Genomic DNA, 19884 nt, shown 5'->3' with positions numbered 1-19884 from the left:
TCATTCCTTCATAATCTTCGATATCACCAAAGGAATCGTAATCAAATCATAATGATTTTGATAAACCAGGTATTTTTTATGCCAAACAGGATTAAACTTATCCTTAAACTCATATAAGCCCTGATGCTGCCGAAATTGCCGCAGTTTTTCATAGGCGAACTTTACCGTCCATTCGGGAAGATCCTTTGGTTTATCGATGCCCGACATACTCGCCATACCCATATTTAAATGGGTTTTACCCGCTTCTTTCAGCTGTTGAATAAGCTGCACGATTAAGGCGTCCATCACGCCAGCAGGAGCATCTTTGGTTCGCCGAATCAAGTCATACGTGCCTTCATCTGCTTTGTAATCTGGAATGATTGTGAGGAAAGCAACAATTTTCCCGTCCTCGTTTTCCACGGTAATCACCTGCTGCTGCTTGAGCTCCTGTTGATCGAATTTCCCCGAGCTGAAGACAATTTCTTCCCGGTTCATGCTGCTCAGCCATTCATCCGACACGAAATTAAGCTGTTGTAAGAGTCCATCCTTCAATGGCGGCTGGTATAGCCGGCAAAAAAATCCCTTCTTTTGGAGGGCGTTTAAGCCATTCCTGAGGGATTTCCGATCCTTACCTTCCAAGCTAAAAGTTTGCAGATCCACGATAGCTTCTTGACCGATTGGCATGTATTTCTTTCCCATTTCTATAAACAATGGCAAAGCAGCTTCGCTAATTTTATAATATGCAGGCTTGATGTTATGCTGCAGGCAGAACTTTTCAAAGCCGCTAATGGTTTCTATATCCTGCAGCTGCTCCTTGCTACCCACGGGTTCCCCTAGAGCCATCGCAAAGCCTGAGGATACCTTATAGGCAATAAAGCTGTTTTTATGTTCCGAAAAGTAGAATGACTTATCCGGGTAGGTCTTGTAGTAATCATCTGCGGATTGGCCATATTGCTCAACCAAGGTCTTGGCCATCGCGCTTTCTTCCGCATCCTCCCCTAAATTAAAGATGTATGGTTTTAAGAGGGTATAAATTAACGTACATAAGGAGAAGACCCCCAAGCCATGGATAGAGTTGACAAACCATTTGGCAAAACTACTGATTGGCGCTTGCTTGGTATCCATTAAGAAAAAGGCCCGCAAGGTCTCGAATAAGGCCTCTATCCAGTTGTAGTTCTTCTGAAAATGCTGATACTCCAACGCGTAAAAGCCCATCACGCCATAGATCATCACGATACCAAACAAGAGCATGGCGGTCTGAATGCCCAAGCTTTGTGTTTTCGGATCGCTTTTCAAGTTGTAATGATGCCGCGTAAACCATAGCGTAAATATACTTAGCAGTGCAAAAGCAGCCTCCTCATAATCTATCCCCTTGGTGAGGTGGCCCACTAAAGAGAGTAAGCTTAGGGCCATGGCAATCCGCCAGGCATTTTTTAATCCTTTTATTAAAAAAGCTGCCGTGATCAGCAACATAAGTCCGATGCCCAAGATAGACAGGTTGGAGAATTGGATAAACTCCAAGGGTAGGTAATGTTTCAAGAAGCGCAGCCTATCCACCATAGGCGGTGTTAAAACAGAAACCATATTCACAATGCCCAATGCGGCTAAGCTTAAGGCAGGCAGTATGCGCAAAATAATATTAGCCCTACTCGAAAAGAAAGCTAAAATACCGAAAGCTAAGGGCATCCAAAATTCAAAAATCCGATAGAGCAGGGTGATTGAGAAAGCATCCACATCGGGTATGCCATAGCTTTTGAGGACGAGGACTAAGGATACTTCAACTGCCCCGAGGCCCCTTAAAAAGGGAGAAATCGCATAGAACAAGGTGGCTATCACATAGCCGGCAATACAAGCTTCTAGGTTAATGGGTAATCCAATGGCCAGCATGGCAATGCCGATGTGCAGCATCCCCAGCAGTTCGATGGCTGTAGAACAAAACAAAACCAGCAATAGCTTGCCTTTGGCCATTGATTTCTGATTTATTTCCAACAGCACCGCCTCAATTTTTGGATTAATGCGATATAACTGACGATAAACCCAGCCTTGCTTAAGGAAGGATTGCGTGGCCCAGAAAAGAACCAATAACGAGCCTACTAAGCTGCCTAAGGCCATCCAATTGCTGCTGGAGTTTCCATTTTTGAAGGCTAAGAAACTGATGACCGGAATGGCAACGATAGCAAGGGAAAGAAAGGCGATTCCCGCAAAGATAGAGGAGGCAAAAGCGGTTTTCGTTTTACTGATGCCCTGTTTTGCCACTTCATCGCTGAAGAAGGCCAAGGAAGTGACGCCGCCACCCGGTAAAAACACACTGATGAGGTTTCGCTTTAAAAATAAGCGCATGCAGGCGCGGAAGGCCAGTTTCTCGCGAATGGCTTGAAAAGAATACCAATACATCAAGCCATGCAGGAGCAGCAGGAGCAGGGTGGCCAACATCCCCCAAAGGATAAGGGTCGCATCGGCTTCCTGTAATAATTTACCGGCTTCTGCAATTTCTTGTTTCTGTTGTTTAAAAAAATACGCTGCTGCAAGAAGAAAAAAGAAGGCGAGGATTTCTTTGAAATAGTAGCGACGTGATTTGAGGTGTTTGAACATTACCCAGGTTCAGCTTTTTAATAGATTATACTAACTAGAAGATTATTTTATAAATATCTAGAAAATAATATTAAAGCAGAGTAAATTTTGGGTAAATTCTAAATTACCTCCTCGCTGCAGATCGGCCATAAAAAAAGCCGCAACTAGCGGCTTTTCATATCGTACATACAAATGGATACTAGCGTTCTCCGCTTGCTGTCCAGGTTTGTTTCTTCTCTAAATCGGCATACGCAATGGTTAAGCTAGATTCAGAAATGGTAATAGTACCAAGACTTTCTGAACTAAAGAAAATCGTATTGTTATCACCTCTTTCCATCTTAATTCCTGTTAAACTAGGAATACTTCCATTATCGCTTTTAAAGTCGAAGGCATAATTATCGCCTACTTTATAAACCCGCACAGAACCTGATCCCATTTCTACACTTTTACTGGCATCATTTCCGTCTGTGTAACTCACATTACCTGTATAATTGCCAGTGAAAACCAAGTTGTCTGCCGGATCATCATCCTTTGAACAAGAGGCTGCCGTAAATAAAACAACAAATAAAAGACTCAATAATTTCAATGTGTTTTTCATAGTACTATTTTTTAGTTTTCAATTGTTTATTCGCCTGAAAACATCCAAACACAATGCCATTTCTCCTGCAACAGGACTGTTACAATTTGTTTTTAACAAAACTTAACGTTTAATTTTCGAAAAGTTTTAGCTGTTTATCCTTGTTTTTAGCGAAGTGAGTCAAGTCAAATGCAAAGGGATTTTCGTTCAATTTATTGCGTTTACAGTGTAATTTAAAGGAATCGCGAATAATTTGTGCCAATTCGCCACTGCCCCGCATGCGGTTGCCAAATTCGCTGTTGTTCACTTTTCCGGCATGGCAACTTTGTATGCTGTGCCAAATCTTATTTGCCCGGTCGGGGTAGGCCTGATGCAGCCAATCTTCAAATATTTTGCCTATTTCTCCGTTCAACCTCACGGTGGTATAGCCGGCATATTTGGCACCCGCATCAGCCACCGCCTTCAATACTTTCGGAATTTCATGGTCGGTAAGTCCCGGAATAACCGGGGCACACATAATACCTACCGGGATCCCCGCTTTACTTAATTCCTCAATCACTTTCAAGCGCTGTTTCGCTGTTACCGTCCGGGGTTCCATTTTCTGGCGCGTTTCTTCTGTCAAAGAATTGATCGATACATACACCAGGCATAGATCGCGCTTAGTCAATTCTTGGAGAATATCAATATCGCGCAGAATAAGGCTATTTTTCGTAATTAAGCCTACGGCCTGCCCATGGGCCTCGGCCACCTTCAACATCCCTTGGGTCAGCTTAAAGCTGCGTTCTAAGGGTTGGTAGCAATCGGTATTGCCAGAGAAGGAAATCGGCGTGCCGTCCCAGCTCGGCCGGCTGATGAAGTTGGCGAACAGTTTTACGCTGTTTGCTTTCACCATAATCTTGGTTTCAAAATCAAGACCCGCGCTATAGCCCCAATATTGATGCGAGTTCCGGGCATAGCAATAGATACAGCCATGCTCACATCCCTGATAGGGATTCGCCGAATAAGCCATGCCTACATCGGGACTGCTGACTTTATTGACAATAGATTTCGGATAGACCACCGTATGCTGTGTTTGTGGTTTATCTTCTTCCCAATCATCAATAGCTTCAATAAAATCTTTGCTGATTTGCTGTTTCAGAAAAATATTATGAATATTCTTCTGTGCCCCACGGCCTTGAATGTATTCCCCAGCCATAATTCCTCCTTTTATTTCACTAAATTACTAAAAATATTAGCAAAACAAAAGGAGGTGGAAAATTTATGCGGGAACTTGGGTCTTCTCGAAGAGGTATTTGAATATCTCGATCTGCGACCTGAAGTCCGGTTTCTTATTGCTTACGTATTCATTATTCTGCAGGTTATTGAAGATACGGGCCTTCACATTGTCCTTCAGTTGAAGTTGTAACAAGTCTTTCAATTCGGTCTTCAATTTGCGGCTATTGATTTTTACCGCGGCTTCAATCCGGTAATCTAAATTACGGGTCATTAAATCGGCCGAGGAAATATAGGTCAGTTCCTTGCCGCCATGGTAGAAGTAGAATACCCGAGCATGTTCCAAGTATTCGTCCACAATGCTAATGCCGTGTAGGGGTTCTACAAATTTCTTTTGATTGATGGCGCAGTAAATTCCGCGAACAATCAATTCGATCTTTACGCCGGCAGTTGCAGCTTCATATAGCTTTTTTATACAGTCCTTATCACTCAAGGAGTTTATTTTCAGAATAATATGCCCTTTCTTGCCTGCCTTCACTTCTTGAATCTCCTGATCGATAAACAGCATAATTTGCTGACGCATATCGATTGGGCAGGTCAAGAGGCTTTTACAGTTTTTAATGCTGTTTTCCAACGGCAACTTGGGTTTCTGTAAGGCGGCAAATATCTTGTTGATATCGGCCATCACACTTTTATTGCTGGTCATCAGGCAATGATCACCATATATACGGGCTGTTTTCTCGTTAATATTGCCGGTGCTGACAAAGCCATATTGAATCGTGCGGTTATTGACTCTTTTCTTGATGATACAGAGCTTGGCATGCACCTTTTTATTGGGAATACCCACCAATACTTTCACGCCTTCCATTTCAAAGCGTTCCTTCCAATCCATATTATGCTCTTCATCAAAGCGTGCACGAAGCTCCAGCATCACCGTCACTTCCTTGCCATTTCGCGCGGCATTAACCAAGGCGTTCGCAATTTTAGAATTGGTGGCCATCCGGTAGATCGTTATCTTGATGGTTTTGACATCCGGATCCATAGCGGCTTCGCGAAGCAGGTCGATCATCGGTCGAAACTGATGGTAGGGAAAGGAGAGGAGCACATCCTTTTGCAGGATAATATCTGTCACACGCTCGGCATTGCTAAAATCCGGGTGTTCAAAGGAGGTACGTTCAAAAGGTTTATGGTACGATTTAAACACATCCGGAAAATCCATAAAGTGCTTAAAATTATGAATCTTTTGCCCCGGGATAATGCTGTCACGCTTAGATAGATGCAGCTTACGAATCAGAAACTCCAACAGCATCTGGTCCATATCCTTATCGAAAACAAAACGGGTCGGCTTCCCTTTCCGGCGATTCTTAATGCCCTTACTTATTTTTTCGACCAAGGTGGTGTTCACATCGTTATCCAGGTCAAACTCTGCGTCTTTGGTAATCTTAAACGTATTGGCTACGAATTCATCGAATCCAAAATAGGAAAAGATATAAGGCAGGTTTACTTTTACCACATCCTCAATTAAGATGATGTGTTTTTCGCCTTTTGGCGACGGTAATATCACAAAGCGACCCAGCTGTCGGGAAGGAAGTTCGATAATGGCAAACTTCGTTTGATATTGCCAGTCTTTTTTGTACATGGCCACCCCTAAATACAAACTCTTATCGCGTAAATAGGGTAAAGGACGCACCTCATCCAATATTAAAGGGATGATGCTGCTTTCCACCTCCCGGTCGAAATAATCGGTTACAAAGGCTAATTGGCTCTCCGAAAGTTGATCCGCGGTGCGGATAAATACCTTTTGTTTGGCCATTTCTTTTTGCACCTCCTGCCAGATCTTGTCAAATTTCTTCTGCTGCTTAATCACCAGCTCGGTAATTTGTTCCAAAATCACATTCGGATCTTCATAAAAATAGCCTTTGGTTTCCTTGGTATCAATTTCTGCGGCCCGCTTTAAGGCGGCCACCCGAACCCGAAAAAATTCATCCAGATTGTTCGAAAAGATACCTAAGAATTTGATGCGCTGGGGTAGGGGTACATTGGTATCTGCAGCCTCCTGAAGCACCCGCGCATTAAAGCTTAGCCAACTAATATCCCTCGGGATAAACTTTTTTGCCATGTCTTGTTCACTCATAATAGCCCCAAACTTATTGGCGCTATGTAAATTTTATGTTAACTCAAAGAAATGAAATTGTTAAATCACTTCCGGGAACCATACCGTTTCTGGATATTGATTGCTTCGTACTTCGCTGTGTCATAATGAGGTTCCTTAACGGTAACCGCCGTCGGAAATGGCTTCTTCATATCGAAGAAGAAAACTTTGGTGACACTGCCGTAATCATTGGTCGGAAACAAGTCCGCCGCCTTTTCAAATTGGGCATTCAAGGGGTCACCAACGGTCACCGCATAGATCCGAATGATACCGCCTTTGTTCTGTTCATTTCGGATAAAAGCAACCTCCTGAAAATCGCCAGGAATATCGGCAATGGAAGGTTGCGAATAGGCATCCCATATAAAGTAGCCTAAGAAACAAATGAGAGGTATGGCAAAAAGCCATACCTTTTTAATTTTGGGTTGCGACATTAATGATTGTCTTTTTAAACGGTAATTTGAATACCTAATAGTTTGTAAAATTCTTTTAAGATGGCTTGATGCCCAGGCCAGGCCGGTGAAGTCACCAAGTTTCCATCAACTACCGCTTGGTCTGCTGGAATATTTTTCCAGGTGCCTCCAGCCAATTCAATATCCGGACCAACGGCAACGTAAGCTGTTAAGGTACGACCCTTCAACACCTGCGCGGTGGTTAAAACCTGAATACCGTGACAGATGGCAGCCACCGGTTTGTCTTTTTCGAAAAAATGCTTCGTAATTTCGATAACACGTTTATTTAAACGGATATATTCTGCAGAACGACCCCCTGCGATGTATAAACCATCATAGTCCTCCGGGTTTACGCTGTCAAAATCTTTATTGATTGCAAAATTATGCCCGCGTAGTTCTTTATAGGTCTGGTCGCCGGTAAAATCGTGCACCGCGGTAGGCACCACGTCGCCTTTTTTACGATCAGGAGCAATCGCATCTACCTCAATGCCCACAGCACCCATCGCCTGAAAAGGAACCATCGCTTCGTAATCTTCTACGTAATCGCCAACTAATAATAAAACTTTCTTTGCCATAATATTATTTTTTTAATTCTTGTTCTTCTGTTAATAGGCTCGCCATCATCCGTTTGGTCTTGCGCACCTTGGCCTCCAATTGCGAGCGTAATAAGGGATTGCTGACGCCTTTGCTTTCCTCAAAATTCTTACTGAATTCGGGCAGGGAAAAATGCTCCAGGATGTTAGCGCCATCTTTGGGCATGCGCGCCAAGGCTATATCCATGATCGATTGTGCACCGCGCGAGCCTTCACTCGTGGATACTAAGAAAACAGCTTTGCCATTAAAAAGTTTCCTGCCCTTGATGCGGGAGGTCCAATCGTACAAGTTTTTATAGGCCGCAGGGTAATTCCCGTTATGCTCGGCCAGGGAAATTAAAATCAAATCGGCCCAATCTAGCTTCGCCGCGAAGGCCAAAGCCTCGGCAGGGCTGCCCAATTCCGCCTCCCGGTCTTCCGAAAATAAAGGCATTTCGTAGCTGTTGATATCGATGAGTTCGATAACATCCTCTTTTTCTTTATAATACTTGCTAACGGAATTTATGAATTTTTTATTGATGGAGTTTTTACTGCTGCTGCCAGCGAATGCCAAAATTTTCATGCTTAAATTTAACGATTTTATCGCCATAAAAAAAGCCTATGATTAATCATAGGCCTTAATTTCTACTTTTCCTTTTTTGCCCGGCGAACCCGAGTACACTTGCCCTTGTGGGATACCGCGTAACCCTGGTGCCGAAGTTTGTATCTGCGAATAGATATTGCGTAAGTCGCTCGTTGGGTTCCCGCGAAGACCTCCTTCTTGCACATCCACCATTAAATAATTCTTTCCTTTTTTATTATCGGTTTGCGGGACAATACCTGAACTGGCATAAGCGAATTTTACCTCACCACCATCGCCATTCGGGAATGTTTTGGTGCCGTTCATGGCATCCCAACCACGCGCAATGACGTAGAGCGAACCTAAGGATTGAATATTGGCCTTAATATCAAAATTCGTGGCGTTGTTCTTTCCATCGGTTCCGCTAATCACAGCCTTATTGCCAATAATAGCATGGCCAATTTCCAATTTCACGTCTTTCTTGCCAAAGAATTCCAACTTCGCTTGGTCCTTCATAATTAAGGTGTCAATACGAATGACTACCGTTGAATCTCTTCCGCCGATGCTTTTACGTTTTTTCTTGGCAATTTCCAATTTCTGAATATGTTCCACCTGCTGTGCCTGAGCACTATAGGCAGCAAAAAATAAGCTTAAACTAAAAATGATATATTTCATATGTTATCCTCCTGTAGCTTAGACAAATTTTAGCCGAAAAAGTTTATTTACCCTCTTTTAAATACTTGACCATGAGGCTGGCTGCTTTTTCAGATGCCCCCGGTGTTCCCATCTTCTCCATCAACACATCGTAATTCTCCATAATACTCGCGCGATGCTCCGGATTAATGATGATTTCTTGCAGCTCTTCCGCAATATCCCGGGTATTGCAATCTTTCTGAATCAATTCCCGAACCGATAGGTAATCATTAATTAAGTTCACCAAAGAAATAAACTGCACCTTGATCACCGCTCGGGCAATCATCACCGAAAGCGGATTGGCTTTATAAACAACCACTTGCGGAACCCGCAATAGGGCCGTTTCCAGCGTGGCCGTGCCGGAAGTAACTACGGCGGCTTCGGCATGCTTAAGTAAATCGTAAGTCTGATCAAAAACAACCGGAATATCGTAATCGCCAATAAAGCGCTGGTAATAGGCTTTATCGAAATTCGGCGCCCCGGCAATCACCAATTGGTGAACCGGGAAAAAACGGATTAATTCCACCATCTCCGGCAAGATGTTTTCAATTTCCATCTTTCGGCTGCCCGGCAGTAAAGCAATAATCGGCTGTGCACTCAAACCATTGTCCGCCTTAAAGTTCGGATTAAAGCTGTATGCAGATATGGCATCCAAGAGCGGATTGCCCACATAATCGACCGGATAGTGAAATTGCTTGTAAAACTTAACCTCAAAGGGCAGGATACAAAACATATGATCCACGATCTTTTTGATTTTATACACCCTTTTCTGGTTCCAGGCCCATATTTTCGGAGAAATATAATAGCAAGTAGTGATGCCTAATTTCTTGGCATAGGCTGCAATCTTGAGGTTGAAGCCCGGGAAGTCGATCAGAATAACCGTATCGGGCTGCACACGCGCGATGTCTTCCTTCACCTTCTTCAGGTTCTTGGCAATGCTGCCGAGGTTTTTAATCACTTCAATAAAGCCCATAAAGGCCATCTCGGAGGTATGGATCAAAACGGGCACTCCCGCTGCTGCCGCCATCTGATCGCCACCAACAATATGAAATATAGCGTCGGGGTCTTCTTTCTTCAATGCTTTAATCAAATTTGCACCATGAAGATCACCCGATGTTTCGCCTGCAATAATATAATATACCATGTTTTGTAATAACCCTTAAAGATACACATTCATTATGATGAAGATGATTTTTCCCGGATTTTGCATAAACAAAATTGCATTTTCTTAGGTCCATGCTGCCGGCCTTAAACCGACCAACGAAAGTCTAGATCCCTTTCACACCCTTTTCACACCCGTATCAATCCCCTTTCAAGCCCCTTGGCAAAGGGAGCCGAAATGGGATGGAAAGGGGGGAGATAGCGTTGAGAAAAGGGGAGGATCGGACGGAAGGGGCAATAAAAAAGGAGCTGCATGTTTTGCAGCTCCTTTTGGTATGGGTTTAGTTCTGTTTAGATACCAAGCTCGAGCTGGAAGGTACCACCCCACGAGCTTTTATTATTTCCATTATTGAAATAGCCGTTTTTAAAGGTGTAGTTTCCGTTCAATTGAAATTTCAAACGGTGTGCTTTGACGTATTTAGTTAAGCCTAGTTCAATAATTTCAGTTTGATCTTCATAAGGGCGGATATCACGGTGTGGCAATACATAGGTATAACGGCCCGCAATTTCGTAGCCTTTGTTCAAGAGGTAGGAAGCCTGTTGGTTTACCCCCCAGCCTTTGTAGGCATAGGCCACTTCGGCTTTATCATCATCGGTTAAGTTTAGTGGATTATCCACATCACGGCGCATGTACTCGGCCTGGTAGGCAAAGCCCATATACTTGAATATGGCGTCGGCAAAGCTAGTTTTTAGAGTAAATGGGTTTTGTACATAACGGCCTAATTGTCCGCCTTCACGAATGGTACGGTCGTTATAGCTATAACCACCACCAATGGAAAGTTTTGGCGTTTCTTCACGCTCCAAATCACCTTCTGAATAATCGTTATCGTTGGTAAAGTTTCCTAAAGGCAGGAACTCAACCCGACCCGTATAGGCTAAACCATCATCGGTAGCACTGGCTGGTCGGCCTTCACCTGTAGAAATGGCTGCTTTCGCGTTGAAAGGCATATCGCCAATCTTCTTGCTCAGGTTTAAGGAAACCCCGAAGTCACGGTCTAAAGTGAAGTTGCCATTCACCATGGAACGATCTGCAAATTGCAAGGATCCGGAAGAGTTTACCCTTTGGCGGTTACCCGGCAGCTTATTCTGTCCGAAGGAAATATAGAAATCATCCGAAAAATTATAGAACATCACCGCGTCGCGAACGATGTTTGGAATACCGGTATCATCGAAATCCTGATCACTGCGGGTAAAGGCTAACTGCACGGTGTAGGAAATTTTAGGCGTATAAATATAGCCATCCATCCGCATTCTTAGTCGACGAATACGTGCATCAAACTTACCGTTGTCTTCCCCATCTAATACATTATTGAAACCGAGGCGATTCTGCATCCGAAACCGGAAGTTGATATAGAATAAAGAATCTTGCGATTTATACTGAATGCCTTTAAAATTTAAAATTGTTGCACGGTCATCACGTTCTTGTCCATGGGCCAGTCCGAGGGCAAGAAACACGAAACTAAGGGTTAAGGTAAGTTTTGTTAGTTTACTCATTTATAAGTTTTTATTTATATTGTAGGTTCTTGTTGACTTAAGCAGTGGAAACTTCCCAAGCCCCAAATAATATCCACTGAATCGATTCCGATTACTTTGCGATCAGGAAAGCAGGATTGGATAATATCCAATGCACGTTGATCATTTTTATCGTTAAATACTGGCACCACCACCACTTTATTGGCAATGTAGAAATTGGCATAGGAGGCAGGTAATTGCTGATCATCATAAACCACCGGTTTCGGCATCGGCAATTCCACAATTTGTAGGGGTCTTCCATCCAATAAACGCATTTCCTTTAGCTTCTCTAGGTTTTCCTGAAGAATAGGGTAGTTTTCATCGTTTGGATCTTCCTCCACGACGGTCAGTACGGTATCTTCGTTCACAAAACGCGTAATATCGTCGATATGGCCATCGGTGTCATCACCAATAATACCATCGCCCAACCAAAGCACTTGCTCCTGTCCGTAATAATCTTTCAGGTATTGCTCAATTTGCTCTTTTGTAAGCGTTGGGTTCCGGTTTTCATTCAATAAACAAGCCGTCGTGGTTAATACGGTTCCTGCGCCATTGAACTCTACCGATCCACCTTCCATCACAATGGGCGGGGTAAATAATTTTAATCCAAATTCTTCGGCAATACGCGTAGGTACCACATCGTCAAGGTCATATGGAGGGTATTTGCCGCCCCAGGCATTGTAGCCCCAATCTACCACTGCCTTTTCGCCGGTTTCCTTGTTCAAAACGAATGCCGGACCATGGTCACGACACCAGGCATCATTGGTCGGGTTGAAGTGAAAGCTAACATTGGCCATGTTGGCACCTGAAGCTTCAATATGAGCCGTTGCAAAGGCTTTCATGGCTTCATCAGCCACGTTGATGCGTACTTTTTGGTCGGCGGCAACCAGTTTAATGAAGGCAGAATAAGGCGCATAAATGGTGTCGATTTTGCCGGGCCATGATTCTTCTTTGTGTGGCCAGCTTAACCATAGGGCCTCTTGTTGGTGCCATTCCGCAGGGAATGAAAAGCCTTGGGCTTTTGGGGTATCCGCGTAATTATATATGGATTGGTTGTTTTCGGTACTCATGCTATAGTGTAAAAAAACAATGCTTCCTAAAAAGCATTGTTCTAAATATTGTATGTTGTGTTAATCTTCGTCGATAAAGCGCTTGGTGATCGGGGAATAGGTTTCGATACGACGGTCGCGTAAGAAAGGCCAGTGCTTGCGGAAATAATCAGATTGATTTTTATCGATTTCCACCACTTCCACTTCTTCTTGCTCGTGCGAGGCTAGGTATAACAGTTTACCTTGTGCATTGGCCACAAAGCTACCGCCCCAGAATTTCATGGCGCCATCTTGTTCGAAGCCTACACGGTTTACCGATACTACCGGTACACCATTGGCCACCGCATGCGAACGCTGAATAGTTTGCCATGCATTGTACTGGTCGGTATTGGTTTCTTCGTCTTGATCGGTTGCCCAGCCAATGGCTGTCGGGTAGAATAAGATTTCTGCACCCATTAAAGCGGTGATGCGTGATGCTTCCGGATACCACTGATCCCAACAGATTAACACCCCAATTTTTCCAAATTTCGTGTTGAACACCTTGTAACCAAGGTCGCCCGGCGTAAAATAGAATTTTTCGTAAAATGCCGGATCATCCGGGATATGCATCTTACGGTATTTGCCTAAATAGGCACCATCGGCATCTAAAATGGCGGTGGTGTTATGGTATAAACCTTCTGCGCGCTTCTCGAATAAAGAAGCAATAATCACGACGCCAAGCTCTTTGGCTACTACCGATAAAGCATCGGTTGAGGGGCCAGGGATGGCTTCGGCAAGATCGAAATTGTCGTAATCTTCCACATCACAGAAATATAAGGAGGTAAAAAGCTCCTGCAAGCACACTATCTGTGCGCCTTTGGCTGCAGCTTCGCGAACTTTCTCAATCGCTTTATTCAAATTTGCTTGTTTATCCTCAACACAGGACATTTGAACTAAACCAACTTTTACTTTACTCATGTTATCTATACATATAAGGTTTTCTGCGCAAAGATAGGATAAAATTATGAGGATAGGGGGATTAGGCTACACATTATGCCTAGAATACGGTTTATTTCCTGTCAAATTTTACCTTGCCCTTTTTCCTTATATTGTGTAGGGTAATCATATCTGTTGGATTTTTTACTTTTGTGTATGCGCAAGATCATTCATATTGATATGGATGCTTTTTATGCCTCCGTGGAGCAACGCGACTTCCCGGAATTCCGTGGAAAAGCATTAGCCGTAGGGGGCTCACCCGATGGTCGGGGCGTGGTGGCAACAGCCAGCTACGAGGCCCGACAATATGGAGTGCGATCGGCCATGTCCTCCCGAATGGCTTTGCAATGCTGCCCCCATCTGCTGTTTACTCGGCCACGATTTGAGGTGTATAAAGAGGTGTCGCAGCATATCCGTTCCATTTTCCGTCGCTATACCGACTTAATCGAGCCCCTATCGTTGGATGAAGCCTACTTGGATGTGACCGACGATAAATTAGGGATTGGCTCGGCCATCGATATTGCTAAAGAAATTAAAGAGGCCATTTGGAACGAACTGCAATTGACAGCCTCCGCGGGTGTATCTGTCAATAAATTTGTAGCGAAAATAGCCTCCGACCTGCAAAAACCAAATGGACTAACCTTTATTGGTCCTTCTAAGGTTGTTTCCTTTTTGGAAGCATTGCCGGTTCATAAATTCTTTGGGGTAGGCAAAGTAACAGCGCAGAAAATGAATCAGATGGGTATTCATATTGGTCGTGATTTAAAGCGTTTTAACGAGTTCGAGCTCATGCAGCACTTTGGTAAATCAGGGCGTTTTTATTTTCATATGGTGCGGGGGATTGATGATCGTCCTGTTCGACCTAACCGGATTTCCAAGTCGGTAGGTGCCGAGGATACCTTTTCCTCCGATTTGGCAGACCCGGCCTTGATGAAAATCGAATTGCTGCGCCTCAGCGAGAAGGTATTTGAACGCACCGAAAAGAGCAACAAAAAGGGGAGAACGGTGACCTTGAAAATTAGGTTTTCGGATTTCTCCCTCATCACACGTAGCAAAACCTTGCTAAGCCCTATTGAAAGCTTTGTTGAATTGGAAAGTGCCGTGATGGACTTGTTAGATAAGCAGAACTTTGAAGATAAGCGCGTGCGCCTGCTGGGGGTTACGGTATCGAATTTTCTATCGGAGGATGGGCAAGGGCCTGAAAATGCCCAGCTATCCCTCTTTTAAAGGGCTGCCTTGGGTGTAAATAATGCGGGATGGGTAAGTCCGCGCATGGCTTTCCACTAAATTATTCATGTAAAAATTACTGTGTACCAGGTTCTCATTCATCACGAGCTCTTCGATGTCGTTGCATTGCAAGTCAGAATCGATAAAGCCTAAGGCGTGTACCCTGTTTTCCTTGTAATAGATATAGCTTTGCTCGTCGGCATGCCGGCCCTTCCCAAGAATAACAAAACTACGTTTATTGGCCTGTAAACTATCTATGGCCAAGTTTACCTGTTCGTTATAAGTTTCTCGATCGGGCAGTTCGCCTTTTGCTTCTGGTTTATGCGGATCCTTCTCCGCCTTAGCCGATTGGAAGAACGCGCATAAGCGAAAATCGAGCTGATGCGTCTGTATTAATTGCAAGAGAAATTGCGTGGATTCATGCACCGTATTAAAGGCGTATAGCGGCGTGATATGTTTGCGGATTTGGCAAATGCTTAAGCGTAAGTAGCCATTCTGATCTTCATAGCTGATTAATCCGTATTTAGGGTCGTATTTCTTGAGGGCGCGGTTATAAATGGGCCATAGCTTCTTGATGAGGTTACATTCCATTAATAATGCCATCAGCTCGGTGCCGGTTTCCTCAAAGCCGATATCGCTGATTTCATTGACAAAATGCTGCCGCCTTTGCCCTGTATTATTGCCGGTGAAATGGCTGATTACACGTTTTTTGATATTTATCGCCTTGCCTACATAGATGATTTTCCCTTGGCTATTCTTGAATAAATAGACCCCAGTGCTGGAGGGCAACTTATTGAAAACTTCAACCGGAATATGCGTTGGCAAGCGTTGCTCCTTTGCATTGCTCTGTTCAATAAGTTTGATAAACTGCTCGCTATCTGCTTCGTAGATGCGTTGAAATAAAGTAACGGTAGCCTTGGCATCGCCGTAGGCGCGGTGCCTGTCTTCAATCACTATCCCCAACTGTTGGCATAATTTCCCCAGGCTGTAAGAGGGCAGACCCTTGAACATTTTGCGGGATAAGCGAACCGTGCACAGGCGTTGGGCCTTCCACTCATAGCCGGCGGCTTTCAGCTCGGCTTGCACAAAGGAATAATCGAAATGTACATTGTGGGCCACAAAGATATTTTGGCTCAGCAGGTGGTAGATGTCTTCGGCCACATCTTCGAAGCGAGGTGCATCTTGCACCATATCATCGGTAATGCCGGTTAAGGCCTGAATATGAAAGGGGATGGGTTGTTCTGGATTGATTAAGCTGCTATACTCTTCAATTACTTTTTTACCATCAAAGATAAAGACGGCAATCTCGGTAATTTTACTGGCGGATGCATATCCTCCGGTTGTTTCAATATCGACAATAGCGTAGCGTGGCTTCTTCATTTAAACAAAAATAATACTAATAAGTTATTTACTAAAATTATTAGTATTATTTTTGTGAATTTTATAGATTTTATAAGAGTTCGACGCCCTTACTGGAAAGTTCTTCTTTTTTGAGTTGGTCCCAGATACTCACTTGTACCTGGCCAATGTGCTGTAATTTAAGCATAAACATGCAGATGCGGGATTGTCCGATTCCGCCACCTATAGATTCCGGCAATAAATCGTTCAATAACATCTGATGGAAGGTTAGTTGCTGGCGTTCCAGGCTGTTTCTGATTTCCAATTGGGTAATTAGGGCCTTTTTATCTACGCGGATACCCATGGAGGATAATTCAAAGGCCGTTCCTAGGATAGGGTTCCAGACCAGGATATCGCCATTTAAGCCGCAATAGCCCTTTTCATTATCGGTACTCCAATCGTCATAATCTGCCGCACGGCCATCATGAGGCTCGCCGTTAGATAAGGATCCACCGATACCATAGATAAATACGGCGCCATGTGCTTTGGCGATGGCATTTTCACGCTCTTTGCCGGTAAAGGTTGGGTATTGCTGCAACAGCTCCTCGGCAGAAATGAAGTGGATTTTCTCGGGCAGCACGGCAGGAACATGGTCATATTGAGCATGTACTGCTTGTTCGGTATCATAGATAATTTGGTATATTTTTTCTACCGTTTGTTTCAGGTAGGCCAGATTGCGGTCTTGTGGCAAGATGCATTTCTCCCAGTCCCATTGATCGACATAGATGGAATGGATTGGCGAATAATCCTCATCTGGACGCAAAGCGCGCATATCGGTTAAGATACCTTCCTCGGGTTCCATTTCCAGCTCTTTCAAACGGATTCTTTTCCATTTTGCTAGGGAATGAACCACCACTGCACGTTGGTCTTGTAAGGACTTGATCGGAAAGGAAACGGGGCGCTCGATGCCATTCAGGTCGTCGTTGATGCCGGTTCCATCCAGGACCACAATCGGTGAAGAAACGGGGATTAAATTTAAGGCCTGTTTTAATTTATTAGCAAACGTTTCCTTGACAAACGTGATTGCTTGTTCTCTTTTTAAGATATGTCGTCCCATTAATTTTTACAACAAAATAAACATAGTTGAATGTGATGCTAAATGCAATTAACACCTGATCATAATTTTAATCAAAAATACAAAAATGTTAATGATTTAGCTAGTTTATTGAAAAAATAAACACAACATCTTGAAATTCTGTTTAATTTATTTAAAGAGATTGTCCTAATGCCGAAAGAATGGCAGAAGCCTTGGTCATGCACTCGGCATATTCCTTTTCGGCCTCCGCGTCCATGGTAATGGCCCCTCCGGTATGGAAAGATAGGTATTGTTTGCTTCGGTTGTAGAGGATGGTGCGGATGACGACATTGAAATCAAAATCACCGGTGGGCGCAAAGTAACCTATAGCCCCGGAGTATACCCCGCGACGGGAGTTTTCGTACTGATCGCACAGCTGCATGGCCGATATTTTTGGGGCGCCGGTCATCGATCCTGCAGGGAAGGTATTTTGAATCACCTGGCAATCGCTAAGCGCTGGATCCTTTTCGCAGGAGATGGTGGAGATCAATTGATGCACATGCTTGAAGGTATAAAGTCCGAGTTTTTCGGTGACCCGTACTGTGCCTGGAACCGCACTGCGGGTCATATCATTGCGAACCAAATCGACAATCATCACATTCTCGGCGATTTCCTTCGGGTTGTTTAGTAATAGTTCTTTTAGACGAGCATCTTCCTGTTCATCTTTTCCACGCGCCGAGGTGCCCTTAATGGGCTGGGAAATAAGCGTGGTTCCTCGTTTGGCCAGGAACCTTTCCGGCGATGCCGATAGGATATAGGCATCTTCAATTTTGAACAAACAGGCAAAGGGGGTTGGGGAGAGGCTATTTAAGCGAAGAAACAAAGCTTCAGGATGATCGATAAAGGCCTCATCGTCATAGAACTCCTGACAAAGGTTGGCTTCGTAAATATCCCCCAATTGGATATGGTTTTTAATGCCGTAGAAAGCTTTGAAATATTCAGCCTGACTCATGCGGGCCTTCACCTGACCCTTGAACGTGTAGCTTGGGGATAGGGGATGATGGCTGATGATTTGCTGGTAAACCGCTGCCGGATCTTCAATTTCGCTGCTGATATTGACTTGATTCTTTTCAAATTGGATCAAGATGCGTGGCACAAAGAAATAGGCGTCGGGGAAGCCGATGCGATTGGGATGTTGTGTTTGCAGCTCCTCAAGCTCGTTCTTGAGGTCGTAACTAAGAAATCCCGGCATCCATGAATCAGGATACCGGGATTTAAAATGTGCTAATTGCTCGAATGTAGACTCGCCTGCTTTTGGCGTAAAAACCGCTTGGGCACCAACGGCCAACATACGTTCTACCTGAGCATATGGGCTCTGGAAACCATTCGATTCAAATAAGCATAGCTGATCAAACCCTTTAGACCAACTTAAGGCCTTGGAAAGAAACTCATCCGCTTGAACTTGAAAAATGGCACTGGCCATCATATCTTACAATTCGATAGTTTGCTTACGATCTGGACCTACTGATAAATATTTAATAGGCACTTGTAGTTCTTGCTCTAAGAATTGAATATACTGCTGTAATGCCGCAGGGATTTCAGCTTTCGATTGAATGCCTGTTAAGTCTTGATTCCAGCCTTGCATTTCCTTCAATACCGGTTCCGGTTTGTTGGTGATGATTTCGTAAGGCATGTAATCAATCGTTTCCCCTTGGTAATTATAGTGCGTACATACATAAATCTTCTCGAAGGTATCCAGTACGTCGGCTTTCATCATAATCAATTCGGTTACTCCGTTGATCATGATGGCATATTTTAATGCTGGAAGGTCGATCCATCCAGTACGGCGTGCGCGACCCGTTGTAGCACCAAATTCATGGCCTAATTGACGTAGTTTCTCGCCTGTTTCGTCCTCTAATTCTGTAGGGAATGGTCCGCCACCAACACGTGTTGCATAGGCTTTGAAGATACCGAATACTTCACCAATCTTATTTGGGGCAATACCTAATCCTGTACAAGCACCTGCAGTGGTGGTATTCGACGAGGTTACGAAAGGATAGGATCCGAAATCCACATCCAATAGCGTACCTTGTGCGCCTTCGGCCAATACCCGTTTTCCGTCTTTTAAGTACTCGTTTACCAAGTGCTCAGAGTCAACGTGTGGGATAGACTTAATAAACTCAATAGCTTCCATGAAGGCTTGCTCTTTTTCTGAGAAGTCTGGAACTTCCCCGTAATGCGCAAGCATAGAAAGGTGCTTTTGTTTTAATTTCTCGTAGCGCTCCTTGAAATCGGATAGGGTAGTATCCCCTACGCGAAGACCGTTACGTCCGGTTTTGTCCATGTAAGTAGGACCGATACCTTTTAAAGTGGAACCAATTTTACCGGCACCCATATTACTTTCTGATGCGGCATCTAACAATTGGTGTGTTGGTAAAATAAGGTGTGCCTTGCGCGCCAATACCAATTTCCCTTTGCCTACCGGATCAAATCCTGCAGCCTTCAGGTTGTCTAGTTCTCTTTTAAGGATAATAGGGTCGATAACGACACCATTTCCAATCAGGTTTAAGGTGTCTTCATTAAAGATTCCGGAAGGAATAGTATTTAATACGAATTTCTTGTTATCGAATTCTAAGGTATGTCCTGCGTTTGGACCGCCTTGAAAGCGAGCGATTAAATCATATTTAGGACAAAATACGTCTACGATTTTTCCTTTTCCTTCATCACCCCATTGCAAACCCAAAAGCACATCAACTTGCATA

17 protein-coding genes are annotated in these 19884 nt (G+C 43.9%); 1 reads left to right on the top strand and 16 read right to left on the bottom strand.

Going from position 1 to position 19884, the window contains the following annotated elements:
* From GQF63_RS02880 to GQF63_RS02825, 12 genes are all read right to left on the bottom strand, one after another.
* Positions 1 to 2571, bottom strand: coding sequence for a phosphatidylglycerol lysyltransferase domain-containing protein (locus GQF63_RS02880; RefSeq protein ID WP_160367610.1), 2571 nt, complete (start codon positions 2569 to 2571; stop codon positions 1 to 3).
* Positions 2572 to 2749: 178 nt separating this feature from the next.
* The gene (locus GQF63_RS02875) at positions 2750 to 3148 is read right to left on the bottom strand and encodes a hypothetical protein (RefSeq protein ID WP_160367609.1); all 399 of its coding nucleotides are present in this window, start codon (positions 3146 to 3148) and stop codon (positions 2750 to 2752) included.
* Between the two features lie 109 nt (positions 3149 to 3257).
* Positions 3258 to 4322 (bottom strand): PA0069 family radical SAM protein, encoded by a 1065-nt coding sequence (locus GQF63_RS02870; protein WP_160367608.1) that lies wholly within the window; start codon positions 4320 to 4322, stop codon positions 3258 to 3260.
* Between the two features lie 63 nt (positions 4323 to 4385).
* Positions 4386 to 6473, bottom strand: coding sequence for a polyphosphate kinase 1 (ppk1, locus tag GQF63_RS02865; RefSeq protein WP_212592449.1), 2088 nt, complete (start codon positions 6471 to 6473; stop codon positions 4386 to 4388).
* A 65-nt stretch (positions 6474 to 6538) separates the two neighbouring features.
* Positions 6539 to 6922, bottom strand: coding sequence for a hypothetical protein (locus GQF63_RS02860; protein ID WP_160367607.1), 384 nt, complete (start codon positions 6920 to 6922; stop codon positions 6539 to 6541).
* 14 nt (positions 6923 to 6936) lie between these two features.
* Positions 6937 to 7515: a DJ-1/PfpI family protein gene (locus GQF63_RS02855; RefSeq protein WP_160367606.1), complete on the bottom strand. Its 579-nt coding sequence runs from the start codon at positions 7513 to 7515 to the stop codon at positions 6937 to 6939.
* 4 nt (positions 7516 to 7519) lie between these two features.
* Positions 7520 to 8095, bottom strand: a complete 576-nt coding sequence (locus GQF63_RS02850) for an NADPH-dependent FMN reductase (RefSeq protein WP_160367605.1) — start codon at positions 8093 to 8095, stop codon at positions 7520 to 7522.
* Between the two features lie 42 nt (positions 8096 to 8137).
* Entirely contained in the window at positions 8138 to 8767 is a 630-nt protein-coding gene (locus tag GQF63_RS02845) for a hypothetical protein (protein WP_160367604.1), read from the bottom strand.
* A 43-nt stretch (positions 8768 to 8810) separates the two neighbouring features.
* Positions 8811 to 9929, bottom strand: coding sequence for a lipid-A-disaccharide synthase (gene lpxB, locus GQF63_RS02840; protein ID WP_160367603.1), 1119 nt, complete (start codon positions 9927 to 9929; stop codon positions 8811 to 8813).
* A gap of 308 nt (positions 9930 to 10237) precedes the next feature.
* On the bottom strand, positions 10238 to 11440 hold the full coding sequence (locus tag GQF63_RS02835; RefSeq protein ID WP_160367602.1) for a porin: 1203 nt from the start codon (positions 11438 to 11440) through the stop codon (positions 10238 to 10240).
* 14 nt (positions 11441 to 11454) lie between these two features.
* Positions 11455 to 12528, bottom strand: coding sequence for an agmatine deiminase family protein (locus GQF63_RS02830; protein ID WP_160367601.1), 1074 nt, complete (start codon positions 12526 to 12528; stop codon positions 11455 to 11457).
* Positions 12529 to 12588: 60 nt separating this feature from the next.
* The gene (locus tag GQF63_RS02825) at positions 12589 to 13464 is read right to left on the bottom strand and encodes a carbon-nitrogen hydrolase (protein ID WP_160367600.1); all 876 of its coding nucleotides are present in this window, start codon (positions 13462 to 13464) and stop codon (positions 12589 to 12591) included.
* Positions 13465 to 13638: 174 nt separating this feature from the next.
* On the opposite strand from GQF63_RS02825, the gene dinB reads away from it, so the two are divergent.
* On the top strand, positions 13639 to 14709 hold the full coding sequence (dinB, locus tag GQF63_RS02820) for a DNA polymerase IV (RefSeq protein ID WP_160367599.1): 1071 nt from the start codon (positions 13639 to 13641) through the stop codon (positions 14707 to 14709).
* Here the strand turns inward: dinB and GQF63_RS02815 are convergent.
* The 4 genes from GQF63_RS02815 to GQF63_RS02800 form a co-directional block, all read right to left on the bottom strand.
* The gene (locus tag GQF63_RS02815) at positions 14695 to 16089 is read right to left on the bottom strand and encodes an exonuclease domain-containing protein (RefSeq protein ID WP_160367598.1); all 1395 of its coding nucleotides are present in this window, start codon (positions 16087 to 16089) and stop codon (positions 14695 to 14697) included. The two genes, dinB and GQF63_RS02815, sit on opposite strands and share 15 nt — an antisense overlap.
* A 70-nt stretch (positions 16090 to 16159) precedes the next feature.
* Entirely contained in the window at positions 16160 to 17164 is a 1005-nt protein-coding gene (gene asnA / locus GQF63_RS02810; RefSeq protein WP_160367597.1) for an aspartate--ammonia ligase, read from the bottom strand.
* Between the two features lie 151 nt (positions 17165 to 17315).
* The gene (locus GQF63_RS02805) at positions 17316 to 18608 is read right to left on the bottom strand and encodes an anthranilate synthase component I family protein (protein WP_246163257.1); all 1293 of its coding nucleotides are present in this window, start codon (positions 18606 to 18608) and stop codon (positions 17316 to 17318) included.
* 3 nt (positions 18609 to 18611) lie between these two features.
* On the bottom strand, positions 18612 to 19883 hold the full coding sequence (locus tag GQF63_RS02800) for an adenylosuccinate synthase (RefSeq protein WP_160367596.1): 1272 nt from the start codon (positions 19881 to 19883) through the stop codon (positions 18612 to 18614).
* Between the last annotated feature and the right edge of the window lies 1 nt (position 19884).

It is taken from the genome of Sphingobacterium humi, assembly GCF_009768885.1.
Classification (GTDB): domain Bacteria; phylum Bacteroidota; class Bacteroidia; order Sphingobacteriales; family Sphingobacteriaceae; genus Sphingobacterium; species Sphingobacterium humi.
The sequence above is the reverse complement of the archived record's forward strand: the minus strand, read 5'-3'. Positions and strand labels throughout refer to the sequence as shown.